Genomic DNA, 13,073 nt, shown 5'->3' with positions numbered 1-13,073 from the left:
GCGCCCAAGTCAACCGATGCCGAGTTGGCCAGGATCGGTTCGCGGCCAACCGGTCCCGACTGTTCCAGCCTTCCGGCTCCACGCGTTTCACCGCGCGGTATAGCCGCCATCGACAACCATTTCGGATCCGGTCATGTAGGATGTCTCGTCGGAAGCCAGAAACAGCACCGCCCAAGCTACCTCTTTCGGCTCGGCCGGGCGCTCCATAATCGTTGCCCCAAGTATCTCCTTCTGACCGTCCGGATCAGCCAGCATGTCTTCCGTCATCGCGGTGCGTATCACGCCCGGATGGATCGAATTCACCCGGATGTTGAACGGCGCGTAATCCGATGCCGTCGATTTGGTAAGCAGTCGCACCGCACCTTTGGTCGCCTGAAATGCCGCTGCCGAAGGCGCGCCGACCAGACCATAGATCGACGATATATTGACGATCGACCCAACGCCCGCGGCCTTCATATTTTCCAGAACCGCCCTGGTCCCGAGAAAACCCCCTTTGCATTGATCGCGAAGATCTTGTCCCATTCCTCTTCCGACGTGTCCTGGACCGGCTTCAGAAAAGCGATGCCGGCATTGTTGACCAACACGTTGATGTTGCCGAATGCCTTTTGCCCTTCACCGATCGCCTTTTCCCAACTGGCTGCATCGGACACATCCAGATACACCGCCATTACGGTGCCCCCCGCATCCTTGATGTCCTGCACCACGGATTTTGCGCCCTTGTCATCGACATCCGCCACGATGACCTTAGCACCTTCATCGGCAAAAATACGTGCCTCTTCGGCCCCCATGCCATTGGCCGCACCACTGATCAGTGCAGTCTTTCCCTGGAGTCGTTTCATGTCGGTCATCCTTTAAGTTTGCTGTGACGGCAGTTTAAAAGGATGTGGCTTGCGTCCCGCATAACAGAGATCAAGTCCCGCTCGGAAACATCTCAGAACGACCGCGGCATACCAAGGATATGCTCGGCGACATAGGACAGGATCAGGTTGGTCGAGATCGGTGCCACCTGATACAGCCGGGCCTCGCGGAACTTGCGCTCGACATCGTATTCGCGCGCGAAACCAAAGCCACCGTGGGTCTGGATGCAGGCATTGGCCGCTTCCCAGCTGGCCTCCGAAGCCAGCAGCTTAGCCATATTCGCCTGTGCTCCGCAATCCAGCCCAGCATCGAACCGCCTGCAGGCTTCAAAGCGCATCAGGTTGGCGGCCTCGATGTTCACATAGGACCTGGCGATAGGGAATTGCACGCCTTGGTTCTGGCCAATGGGACGGTCAAAGACCACGCGGTCACCGGCATAGGCGCGGGCTTTGTCGACGAACCAGTATCCATCACCGATACATTCCGCCGCAATCAGGGTCCGTTCGGCGTTCAACCCGTCAAGAATATGGTAAAATCCGCGCCCCTCGGTGCCGATCAGGTTCTCGGCGGGGATTTCCAGGTTGTCGAAAAACACTTCATTGGTTTCGTGGCCGGGCATGTTGGCGATTGGGCGGACCTCCATCCCGTTGCCGATCGCCTCTTTCAGATCGACCATGAAGATCGACAGGCCCTGCGACTTTTTCTTGACCTCGCTCAGCGGCGTGGTGCGTGCCAGCAGGATCATCAGGTCAGAATGCTGGATGCGGCTGATCCAGACTTTCTGGCCGTTGATCACATAGCGGTCGCCCTTTTTCACCGCCGTGGTCTTGAGTTTGGTGGTGTCGGTCCCGGTGGTCGGTTCGGTCACGGCCATGGATTGCAGGCGCAACTCGCCGCTGGCGATGCCGGGCAGGTATTTCTGCTTTTGCGCGTCCGAGCCGTGCCGCAGAAGCGTGCCCATGTTGTACATCTGCCCGTGGAAGTGACCGGCATTGGCGCCGCAACGGTTTGCCTCCTCCATGATGATCGAGGCTTCGGTCAGGCCAAGGCCCGAGCCGCCGTATTCCTCGGGGATCATCGCCGCCAGCCAGCCCTCGCGGGTCAGCGCGTCGACGAACTCTTCGGGATAAGTTTCACCCTCGCCGAATTTGCGATGATATTCCGGCGGAAACTGCGCGCAAAGCGCACGAAGCGCGTCGCGCAGATCGGTGTGAGTGTCTGGGGCTGACGTCTGCATCGGTTACTTCGCTCCCGGACCCGACGTTTCAAGAATTTCCTGCTCGGCACGCTGCCAAAGCTCATAGGAAATCGGGTTTTCGCTCTCTTCGAGGATATGACCGACCAGGCCGATGGCGCGTGCCATGACGCCAAAGCCCCGCACGATCTTCCAGGGGAAGCCAAATTCACAGCAGATCGCTCCGATCGCCCCGGTGGCGTTAATCGGCAGCATCTTACCCGATTTTTCTTCGGCAACGGCCTGAATTTTCTGGATCAACTCGATGTATTCACCGAACTTGTCGTTCTCGGCAGCGATCTGGAACAGGCGCGGGGTGCGCGGATCGACCGGCTTGTGCACCGGATGTCCGAGCCCCGGCACGATCATCTTGCGGGCGCGGAATTTTTCCACCGTATCGACGGCCAGCGCATCCAGATCTACACCGGTGCCCAGCTTTTCCGGCGGCAGTGCCTCGTAAAGCATCTTCGAGGCACCCTCCATCGAGCCGACAAAGACGGTGCCAAGCCCGCACAAGCCGGCCGCCACAGCCGCCTGAAGCGATTCCGGTGCCCCCATGTAGGTCATCCGCGCCGCCAGAGCCGAAGGCGTGATCCCATGTTCTACCAGGGTAATGACGATGGCGTTGAACACCCGGCTTTCCTCGGGCGTGGCCTTGCGGCCCGTCAGTTGCAGGAACGCCAGATCGCCAAGGTTCATGTGGCCCAGGATCTCGTTGGGCAGGTCAAGCCCGCGCACGCTGATCTTGTCAGAGGTGCTCCAGGCAATGTCGGAGCTGATTTTTTCTTTGCGTTTTCCCATCAGACCGGATCCCACGAAAAGACGTCCGCCGAAACTTCGAGCGGCGTGAATTGCGATTTGAGCGCGGGAATAGCGCGCTCGGCGATTTCATCGGCGGTCCAGCCATCACCGGAATGAACCGACCGCACCGGGCGGGGCTGATTGAACAGGAAGATTTCGTTCTTGCGAACCGCAAATATCTGCCCTGACACGTCAGCCGCGCGGTCGCTCATCAGGAAGCAGGCCATCGGTGCAACCTTGGCCGGTGTCATCTCCTTGATCTTTTCGACCCGTGCCACTTGTTCCGGGGTGTCTGTCTTGATCGACGAGATCATCCGGCTCCAGGCGAAGGGCGCGATGCAGTTTGACCGCACGTTCCAGCGTTTCAGGTCGAGCGCGACCGATTTCGAGAAGGCCGCGATGCCCAGCTTTGCCGCCGAGTAATTCGCCTGCGCCAGATTGCCGATCAGCCCCGAGGTCGAGGTCATGTGCACCAGAGCACCGCCCTCTTGTTCGCGGAAATAATCGGCCGCCGCACGGCTGGTGTTGAAGGCGCCATAGAGATGGACCTTCACCACCGCGTCGAAATCCTCGTAGGTCATCTTGTGGAAGTAACCGTCGCGCAGGATGCCGGCGTTGTTCACCACCGCGTCGATGCGGCCGAATTCCTTGACCCCGGCCTCGACCATCGCGCGCGCGGCGTCCGGATCGGTGACGTTGCCGCCATCGGCGATCGCGTTGCCCCCGGCGGCCCTGATCTCTTCGACGACTTTCTGCGCCGCAGTTTCGGTCTGACCGGTGCCTTTGAGGGACGCGCCCAGATCGTTGACCACAACGGCGGCGCCTTCTGCGGCTGCCATCAAGGCGATATCACGCCCGATCCCACCGCCGGCCCCGGTGACCAGAACGACCTTTCCGTCAAGTGCTTTTGTCATCTTCTTGCTCCCTCAGCGTGACTTGCGGTATTTGTCCAACCCGCCGGTGTGCATGACCCGGCCCATGAGCGGCACACCGATGATCTCTTCTGCTTTGACCGCCGCTGCGATCAGCTTGTCCAGATCAATGCCGGTTTCGATGCCGAGTTCGTGACACAGGAACACTGCATCCTCGGTGCAGACATTTCCTGCGGCGCGCGCGTGGCCGTGGCCCGCGAAAGGACAGCCGCCAAGACCGGCGACGGAGCTTTCGAACATGTCCACGCCCATCGACAGGGCCGCATAAACGTTGGCGATCCCCAGCCCACGTGTGTCATGGATGTGCATACCGATGCGCGCCTCGGGCGCCAATTCGCGCAGGGCGCCGATCATCCGTTTGACCGCCTCGGGGTTTCCCCAGCCCATGGTGTCGGCGACCACAAGGATCGGCACGGGGATGTCCTCTTCTTCGCACAGCTGAAGGATAAAGCGGAAATCGTCCAGGATGCGCTCTTGCGGGATGGGGCCTTCGAGGTTGCAGCCGAAGGCGGTCATCACATAGGCCGCGTCGACCGTATATCCCTCTTCCTTGTAAAGACGGACCCAGTCGCGTTGCTTCTCCCGCATTTCCGCAGAGGTACTATTGTTGTTCGACTTTGCGAATGCTTCGGAAGGATAGAACAGCAGACGCGGGTCGATATCGACCTCATGCGCGGTCAGGGCCTTGCGAAACCCTTTGTCGTTCAGCCACAGCGATGTGTAGTTCACGCCCGGTTTGCGCTTGATACGCTGGAACAACTCGCCGGTGTCGGCCATTTGCGGCACGTATTTCGGGCTGACGAAACTGCCGACCTGAATGCGCTTTAGACCGGTTTCGCTGAGCATGTCGATCAGTTCGATCCGCTCTTCGATCGGATAAATCTTCTTTTCGATCTGAAAACCCTCACGCGGGCCTTCTTCGCGAAACTCGACGAATTTGGGAAAGTCGCTCATTTCATCACTCCTCGGATGGCAGAATCTCGGCGATGACCTGGCCGCGATCGACCATGTCCCCATTCGAGACGGATATATTGCTGGCTATTCCGGCCGCGGCCGCCCGGATCGAGATTTCGAGTTTCATGGATTCCATGACCGCGACCACGTCGCCTTCGGCGACAGCTTGGCCGTCGGAAACCTTGATTTCGACAATCATGCCGGTCAGCGGAGAGGTCACGGCGCGATCCGCCACAGCATCGCCGCCGGCAAAGGCAAGGGGCGCGGCGGGCCGAAAGACCAGGCGGCCTTCGGGCGTGTCCAGTTCGATCACGCCCGCGTGCAGGCGCGCGTCGATCAGATGGACGGTGTCGCCTTCGCCGACACGCCAACGGCCCGGGGTCAGTTCACGTGCCGACAGTGTCAGCGCCTCGCCGTTTTCCGAATGGACGGTGTATCTGGCACCCGGTTTGACAGGGCCGATGCGCAGTTCCTCGGATACCTCGTCAGAATCGGTGAGCGCCACGCGCTGCCCCGCTTCAATCGCATCGTCGCCCAGGCCAAGCCGCCAGCCGGTAAAGGCATCACGGTTGGTCCAGGGAATGGCGTTTGTGTCGCTGCGCGACTGGGTCACGAAGAGAATGGCAGCGGTCGCTTTCCACAGATCGGGGCGGCTCAGGGCGGGTGCCTGTGTCAGCTCATCCAGCCTGCCGTCGATCCAGCGGGTATGCACCTGCATCCGTTCGAATTCATGGTTTCGCGCCAGCGCCGTCAGAAAGGCGCGATTGGTTTCGACACCTTCGACCGCGACATGATCAAGCGCCGTGGCCAGACGTGCCAATGCGGTTTCCCGGTCGGGCGCGTGCACGATCAGCTTGGCGATCATCGGGTCGTAATAGGGCGTGACGGCATCGCCTTCCTCGACGCCGCTGTCGATACGCAGGCCCGATGGCAAGCTGAGCGTGGTGAGCGTACCCGTCGACGGGGCGAATTGCATCGCCGGATCTTCGGCGTAAAGCCGCGCCTCGACCGCGTGTCCATTGATCTTGAGGTCATCCTGTACCAGTCCAAGGCCCGCGCCTTCGGCAATGCGCAGGTGAAGCGCGACAAGGTCCAGCCCGGTGATCGCTTCGGTGACGGGATGTTCCACCTGAATGCGTGGATTCACCTCAAGGAAGAAATACTCGTCCCCCGCAACCAGAAATTCGACCGTGCCCAGACCGCGATAGTCGAGCGCTTCGCCCAAGCGGACCGCGTCATGCGCGATGTCGCCCAAAAGTGAACGGTACAGGCCCCAGGCCGGGGCCTCCTCGATGACCTTCTGGTGGCGGCGCTGAAGTGTGCAGTCGCGTTCGAACAGATGCACCACATGGCCTTTGCCGTCGCCTGCAATCTGCACTTCGACATGGCGTGCTTCGGGCAGGAAACGTTCCAGCAGCAGCCCTTCGGAGCCGAAAGTGGATTTCGCCTCGCGCAGCGCGCCTTCGATGTCCTCGACCAGCGTGGTTTCGTCGGAGACGAGCCGTTGTCCGCGCCCACCACCGCCGCCGACAGCCTTGAGCAGCACCGGCAGGCCCATTTGGCGCACCTCCTCGGCAATCTGCTCGGGATCGGACCACGCACCTTCGGCGCCCGAAATCACCGGGACGCTGGCCGCCACGGCGGCCTCTTTGGCGCTGGCCTTGTCGCCGAAACGTTCAAGCGTTTCCGGCGTCGGCCCCATGAAGATCATGCCGGCGGCTTCGACCGCACGGGCAAAATCGGGGTTTTCGGCCAGAAAGCCGTAACCGGGATGGATCGCATCCGCGCCCACCGATTGCGCGGCGGCAATCACCGCGTCGATTTTCAGATAGCTCTCGGATGCAGGCCCGGCGCCGATACAGACAGATTTGCCAATCTTGCGGACATGCAGGGCATTGGCGTCGGCCTGCGAATGCACGCCGACAGGGGTGATACCGCTGGCCCGCGCAGTGCGCGCGATCCGGCAGGCAATTTCGCCGCGGTTGGCGATCAGAAGCGTTTTGATTTTCACGGTTCGCTCCTCACATCCTGAACACGCCGAAGTTGGTATCGACCTTGGGTCTGCGCGATGTCACATCCAGCATCAGCGCCATGACGTCACGGGTCTCACAAGGCTCGATCACGCTGTCGATCCAAAGATTGGACGCAAAATTGTAAGCCCCCTGAAAATCCTCGTATTCCTTGCGGATCGGTGCCTTAAACGCTTCCTCCTCCTCGGGGGTCCAGCTTTTGCCTTCGCGTTCGTTGATCTGCGCGCGAACCTGAGCAAGCACGCTGGCGGCCTGTTCCGGCCCCATGATCGCCGACCGTCCCGTCGGCCAGGCGAACATTGCGTCCGGCTGGAACGGGCGGCCCAGCATCGCCAGGTATCCGGCCCCGTAAGAGCCACCGGTGATGATTGTGAATTTCGGCACCCGGGCCGAAGACATGGCCGTGATCATCTTGGCGCCGGCCTTGGCGATGCCCATCTGTTCGACCTCGCGGCCCACCATGAAGCCGTTCACATCGGCCAGGAACAGCAGCGGAATATCGCGCTGGACACAGAGATTGATGAAATGCGTCGCCTTCAACGCGGCCTCAACGAAGAGCACGCCGGTATTGGCGAGAATACCGACCTCGTGGCCATGGATGCGGCCCCAGCCGGTCATGATGGTGTCACCATAGAGCGGCTTGAATTCATGAAAGTCGCTGTCGTCCAACAGCCGCGCAAGAATTTCACGGTTGTCGGTCGGCACCTTGGGGTCGCGGCTGACGAGTCCATAAATCTCTTCGACCGGATAGGCGGGCGCACGGGGCGTTTCGGGCGTCTTGCGGGGTAGGGGTTTTTCGCCAAGGTGGCTGACAATTTCGCGCGTGATGGCCAGAGCGTGGGCGTCATCTTCGGCCAAATGGTCGGTCACACCGGAGACGGACGAATGCATCTTGCCGCCGCCCAGTTCTTCGGCTTCGACCTTTTCGCCGGTTGCGGCAAAGGTCAATTCCGGTCCGCCCAGATACATGAAGCCCTGACCGCGCACGATCACCACTTCGTCACAGAGCGCGGGAATATATGCACCACCCGCGGTGCAGGGCCCCATGACCACGGCGATTTGCGGCACACCATCGCCCGACATGCCGATCTGTTGGTGAAAGATGGACCCGAATTGGCCTTCGTCGGGAAAGATGTTTTCCTGATCCGGCAGGAAGGCACCGCCGGAATCCACGAGGGTGATGACGGGCAGACGGTTCTTCCATGCGATCTTCTGGGCGCGCACATGCTTGCGGGAAGTCATGCCGAAATAGGTGCCGCCCTTTACGGTGGCATCATTGGCGATGATCATGCACTGACGGCCTTCGATCACACCGATGCCCGTGATGATGCCCGCGCCCGGTGGCACGCCTTCATATTTGTTCAACCCGGCCAGCTCGCCGAGTTCCAGAAAGGGCGTGCCCGGGTCGATCAGCCGTTCGATCCGTTCGCGCGGCAGGATCTTGCCTTTGTCCATATGACGTTTGCGCGCCATTTCGGGGCCGCCGACGCGCTGTTTGAGCCGGAGGGCATGTAGTTCATCGACCTTTTCGCGGTAAGACACGTCGTTGGCGCGGAAGTCGTCCGACGCGGTGTCGAGAAGGGATTTCATCTTAGTCATGGCAGGTCTGGGTATTTCCTGAGAACGAAGGCGACCTTAGCGGCGCCAGGTTTTTCGAAAGTGTCGGCCGCAACCAGGTGAACGTCGGCCTTGAAGACCAGGGAGTCTCGCAGTCGCTGCTCAATTTTCTTTTTGAGGGCGACGTCATCGGCCGGATCGCGATCGGGGCCGCGTTCGACAATAACCGTCAGCGCGCCCTGCGTGGTGTGGCCCTCGAAATCGGCCACGATGCGCATGACGCCGTTGGTGTCCGGAACCATCTCGGTAATAATGCTGTTGATGGCCGACGGGAAGACATTCGCCCCGCGCACGATCAGCATGTCGTCGGTGCGGCCGGTGCAACGGATCTTGGGTCCGGTCCGCCCGCAGGAGCATTCGGTGTCGATGACCTCGATATAGTCCCCGGACCGGAACCTGACCAGCGGGCTGGCCTGTCGGCCAAGTGCGGTATAGATCATCTCTCCTTCGGCACCTTTCTCCCAAGGGATGATTTCGCCGCTTTCGGGGTCGAGCAATTCAGTAATGACATAGTCCATGTTGACCATGTGCATCCCCGACTGGGCGTCGCACTCGGCCCAATAGGTCACGCCCAGATCGGTGCCGCCCAGCATCTCGGTGCATTTCGCACCCCAGGCCTTTTCGATCTTTGCCCGAATTGCGGGAATGCCGCCGCCGGGTTCGCCGCCGACGATCACGCGCTCGATACCCAGTTCGCTGGCCTTGCAGCCAAGCACCTCGGGAGCCTTTTCAGCCAGGTGCAGCACAAAGTTCGGAGCGCCGACCACGCAACGCGGGCGGGTGTCGGCGCAGGCGCGCAACAACCGTTCCGCACCGCCATCGGCGCCCACCGGCACATCGATCGTGCCCATGTACTGCAATCCCTGCATCACCGGGATGCCGCCGACAAAGCCCTTGGCGAGCGAAAATGCGTGCAGCACCATATCGCCGGGACGCACGCCATTGGCAAAGAAACAGCGCGCTGTCATCTCGTGCCACATCTCGGCGTCGGATTCTGTCAGGGCCACATATGAGGGGCTGCCGGTCGTGCCCGACGAGGCCTGCATCTGGATTATTTCCGACATCGGCGCGGCACGGTGCTTGCCAAAGGGCGGCTCGGCGGCGAGGCTTTCGCGGATCTCGGTCTTGTAGGTATAGGGCAGTTTTTGCAGGTCTTCGATGGTGCGGATATCGTCGAAGTCCACACCGGCCTCGGCGAACTTTTCCTGATAGAAGGTCGAGTTCGCCTTGAGATACGCCATCTGATCGCGCAGCCGCTCTTCCTGAATACGGCGCACCTCGTCGAGCGGCGTGCCCTCGATCGTGTGCCAGAAGCGATCATTTACCTTGTCGGCGGCATCCTCCCGCCGGAAGCGCATTCCAAATTGCATGTCGTTCTCCGTTCCAAGCCGTGGCGATCAATAGGATCGTGGCAGGCCCATGACCTTTTCGCCGATAAAACTCAGGCACAGTTCGCGGTTCACCGGCGCTGTGCGCAGCAGGCGGACCAGCGGGTACATTTCGTAAAGCCCCGTATCTTCGGTAAAGCCCGATCCACCATGCGCCTGAAGCGCCGCGTCGACCGCTTCGATCCCGGCTTCGGCGGCGGCATATTTCGCCATGTTCGACGACGCACCGGCAGGCAGCTTGTTGTCGAATTCCCATGCCGCGCGACGGGTCATCAGGCTGGCCATCTCGACCGCTGTGTGCGCCTTGGCCATCGGGTGCTGCACGCCCTGGTGCGCACCGATGGGTTGGCCGAACACATTGCGCTCGGAGGCATAGGCCACGCCCTTGTTCAGGGCGAACCGGCCGATGCCGCAGCACAGGGCGGCCAGGATGATACGCTCGGGGTTGAGGCTGTCGAACAGAATCGAGAATCCTTCGTCAACTTCGCCGACCACATCCTCGGGGCCCAGATCGACCTCGTCAAAGAACAGGGTCCACTGTTCCTCGGGCAGGGGGATCGAAATCTTTACCCGCTGCTTGTCGACCCCCTTTTTCTTCAGGTCGACGGCAAACAGGGTAAAGCCGTCGGTCTTGCGGCTGACCTCGGTATGCGGTTTGGTCCGCGCCACCACGAGGCAGTAGTCGGCCACTTCGGCCCCGGTGATGAAGGTCTTTTCGCCCGACAGGCTGAACCGGTTGCCCCGACGCTTGGCCAGCGTAGTGGCCTTCATCGTGTTCGACCCGGCCCCCGGTTCGGTGATCGCGAAACAGAATTGGATATCACCGCGGCAGGCAGCCGGCAGCAGTTCTTTCTTGTGGAACTCGCTCCCGTGGCTGGCGATATGGGCCAGCGACATGGTCGGCCCGACCACCATCATCAAAAGCGGAATGCCGTGATTGGCGGTGCCCTCCATGAACAGGGCCATTTCGGTCATGCCAAGACCCGCGCCGCCGTATTCTTCGGGCACCATGATGCCGAGGAAACCGTCATCGGCGATCTGGCGGAACATTTCGTGCGGAAACTCGTGCCTGCGCGCGTGTCTCAGCCAGTAATCGTTGTCGAACTTCTGCGCCAGTTGGCCGCCATACTCGTAAATCTGGCGTTGTTCGTCGTTCAAAGTAAAGTCCATGTGCTGTCCTCAGGCCTTGAATCTGGGGGCGCGCCGGTTCTCGAATGCGTCGAGGCCCTCGGCCACGTCATCGCTGGGCAGCGCACGCACCGCGGCATCGCGCTCAAGCCGCATCTGCTGGTCGACACCAAGGTCCGCGCCTTCACGCGCCAACCGCTTCATCTCGGCGATGCCGGGACGTGAACGGGTGGCGATTTTCTCGCAGTATTCCAGCGCAGACTTGTGCAGGTCCGCATCCGGCACGATGTAGTTGACCAATCCGGCCTCTTTGGCCTCGTCCGACTTGAGCCAGCGGGCCGAGAACATCAGGTCGAGCGCCCTGCGCTGCCCCATCAACCGTGTCAACCGCTGCGAGCCACCCCAACCGGGAATCAGCCCGAATTGCGCATGCTGATCGCCAAACTGGGCGCTTTCGGCCGCAAAGCACACGTCGCAGGCCAGCATCAGTTCGATCCCGCCGGCCAGACACAACCCCTGCACTGCCACCACGACAGGGAGGGAGGAGGTTTCGAGCGCACGCAGGTTGTTCATGCCAAAGGCGATGAAATGGTCCAGCGCGGCGGAATCGTTCAATTTACCTTTCACTTCCACCAGATCGGCACCGGTGCAAAAGTGCTTGCCCTGCGCCCGGATGAGGATCGCCCGAATAGCGGGGTTCGCCTCGAATTCCGCACGCGCGACAGAAATACGCTCATGCACCTCAAGTGATAGGCAATTGAATTTCTCGGGGCGGGCCAGTTCGATGATGCCGGTGTTGCCCTCGGAAGTGACGAGGATGGGGTCGCTCATTTCGCGGCTCCCTTCGCCTTCTTGTCATACTGCAGCGCCATGCGACCGACCTTTTCGCGGGCGATCACCAGCTTCTGGATCTGCGCGGTGCCGTCACCGATCTGCAGGCCGAGCACATCGTTGTAGCGCTGGTGGTGGGGCAGGTCGGTGGTGTAGCCGTAATGTCCGTGCAGGATCAGGCACTGGTGAAGGATTTCGCAGGCGGTTTTGGGCAGGTACCATTTGCACATGGCGGCCTGAGAGGTGTGGGGCAGGCCACGGTCGCGCAGGTCCAGCGTGTAATAGCAAAGCTGGCGCATCATGGTCAGTTGGGTCTCGGCCTCGGCCAAGGGAAAGCTGACACCCTGATACTGCACGATCGGGGCCCCGAATGCCTCGCGTTCCTGAACGTAGGCCCAGGTTTCATCCACCGACGCCTGCGCGGCCCCCAGACACTCCAGTCCGATCAGGGCGCGGGAATAGTCGAACCCCGCCATGATCGTGCCAAAGGCACGGTCCTGTTCCGCCATCATGTTTTCGGCTGGCACGAAAACATCGTCAAAGAACACCGACCCGCGCCCGACAGGCTTGGTGCCGATGTCGTCAAAATGGGTGCGCTTGATGCCTTCCTGGTTCAGATCGACGAAAAAGGCGCTGACCCCGCGTGAGCCGCCGTCAGGATCGCCAGTACGGGCAAAGACGACCGCCGCATCCGCCTGGCTGGCAAAACTCATGGAGGTCTTTTCACCGTTCAGCCGCCAGCCGTTGCCGGATTTCTCGGCCTTCAGAATTAGGTTCGCCGCATCCGACCCGCCGCGCGGCTCTGTCAGGCCCAGACCAATGACAGCATCACCGGAAACAACCTTGGGTACCCATTCCGAGGCGATGTCCTTGGAGGCATGTTTGGCAACCATGCCTCCCATGAGAGAGCCCAGAAGCTGCACGTAACTTGCGTTGAAATCAGCATAGGCGATCTCTTCGACGATCAGCCCTGACGTGACAGAGCTTTCGCCGAGTCCCCCGAATTCCTCGGGCAGATCGGCCCCGATCAGCCCCAGTGCGCCCATCTCCTTGATCAGCGCACGGTCGAATGTATGGCCGTTGGCGCGTTCTTGGTATGTGGGCGCAAGCTTTTCAGTTGCGAAGCGCTTTGCGGTGTCGCGAAACGCCTTCTGGTCGTCTGTTGGCTGGAATTGCATCGGTGCTCCTCCCCATAAGCGAAAATTATCTTTCCAAAAATCTAACAAATGTTAGAATGCAAATCAAGCGTAGTTTTGAGGAGGATGCCCACAGTGGAAAATAAGCCAACGGAGAGCTTTGG

At 60.8% G+C, this 13,073-nt stretch carries 10 protein-coding genes and 1 pseudogene; all 11 read right to left on the bottom strand.

Annotated features, from left to right (window positions below; translation table 11 throughout):
• Positions 1–87: 87 nt before the first annotated feature.
• Positions 88–788, bottom strand: a pseudogene (locus RIdsm_RS27265) (SDR family oxidoreductase).
• 143 nt (positions 789–931) lie between these two features.
• Positions 932–2,095, bottom strand: coding sequence for an acyl-CoA dehydrogenase family protein (locus RIdsm_RS27260; protein ID WP_057817112.1), 1,164 nt, complete (start codon positions 2,093–2,095; stop codon positions 932–934).
• A 3-nt stretch (positions 2,096–2,098) separates the two neighbouring features.
• The gene (locus tag RIdsm_RS27255; RefSeq protein WP_057817110.1) at positions 2,099–2,893 is read right to left on the bottom strand and encodes a citryl-CoA lyase; all 795 of its coding nucleotides are present in this window, start codon (positions 2,891–2,893) and stop codon (positions 2,099–2,101) included.
• On the bottom strand, positions 2,893–3,807 hold the full coding sequence (locus RIdsm_RS27250) for an SDR family NAD(P)-dependent oxidoreductase (protein WP_057817108.1): 915 nt from the start codon (positions 3,805–3,807) through the stop codon (positions 2,893–2,895). The genes RIdsm_RS27255 and RIdsm_RS27250 overlap by 1 nt, the downstream gene beginning before the upstream one ends.
• Before the next feature lie 12 nt (positions 3,808–3,819).
• Positions 3,820–4,779, bottom strand: coding sequence for a hydroxymethylglutaryl-CoA lyase (locus RIdsm_RS27245; RefSeq protein ID WP_057817106.1), 960 nt, complete (start codon positions 4,777–4,779; stop codon positions 3,820–3,822).
• A 4-nt stretch (positions 4,780–4,783) separates the two neighbouring features.
• Positions 4,784–6,739, bottom strand: a complete 1,956-nt coding sequence (locus RIdsm_RS27240; protein ID WP_236553338.1) for an acetyl/propionyl/methylcrotonyl-CoA carboxylase subunit alpha — start codon at positions 6,737–6,739, stop codon at positions 4,784–4,786.
• A 61-nt stretch (positions 6,740–6,800) separates the two neighbouring features.
• A complete protein-coding gene (locus RIdsm_RS27235; RefSeq protein ID WP_057817102.1) occupies positions 6,801–8,408 on the bottom strand; it encodes an acyl-CoA carboxylase subunit beta in 1,608 nt (535 codons plus the stop codon).
• On the bottom strand, positions 8,405–9,796 hold the full coding sequence (locus RIdsm_RS27230) for a phenylacetate--CoA ligase family protein (RefSeq protein ID WP_057817100.1): 1,392 nt from the start codon (positions 9,794–9,796) through the stop codon (positions 8,405–8,407). The genes RIdsm_RS27235 and RIdsm_RS27230 overlap by 4 nt, the downstream gene beginning before the upstream one ends.
• Before the next feature lie 27 nt (positions 9,797–9,823).
• Positions 9,824–10,984 carry an acyl-CoA dehydrogenase family protein gene (locus RIdsm_RS27225; RefSeq protein ID WP_057817098.1) on the bottom strand — a complete coding sequence of 387 codons (1,161 nt, stop codon included), beginning with the start codon at positions 10,982–10,984 and terminating at the stop codon, positions 9,824–9,826.
• A 9-nt stretch (positions 10,985–10,993) separates the two neighbouring features.
• A complete protein-coding gene (locus tag RIdsm_RS27220) occupies positions 10,994–11,773 on the bottom strand; it encodes an enoyl-CoA hydratase/isomerase family protein (protein WP_057817096.1) in 780 nt (259 codons plus the stop codon).
• Positions 11,770–12,951, bottom strand: a complete 1,182-nt coding sequence (locus RIdsm_RS27215) for an acyl-CoA dehydrogenase family protein (protein WP_057817094.1) — start codon at positions 12,949–12,951, stop codon at positions 11,770–11,772. The genes RIdsm_RS27220 and RIdsm_RS27215 overlap by 4 nt, the downstream gene beginning before the upstream one ends.
• Positions 12,952–13,073 lie beyond the last annotated feature (122 nt).

Origin of the sequence: Roseovarius indicus, from assembly GCF_008728195.1 — a bacterium.
Taxonomy (GTDB): Bacteria; Pseudomonadota; Alphaproteobacteria; order Rhodobacterales; family Rhodobacteraceae; genus Roseovarius; species Roseovarius indicus.
This window is presented reverse-complemented; position numbering and strand designations above follow the sequence as displayed.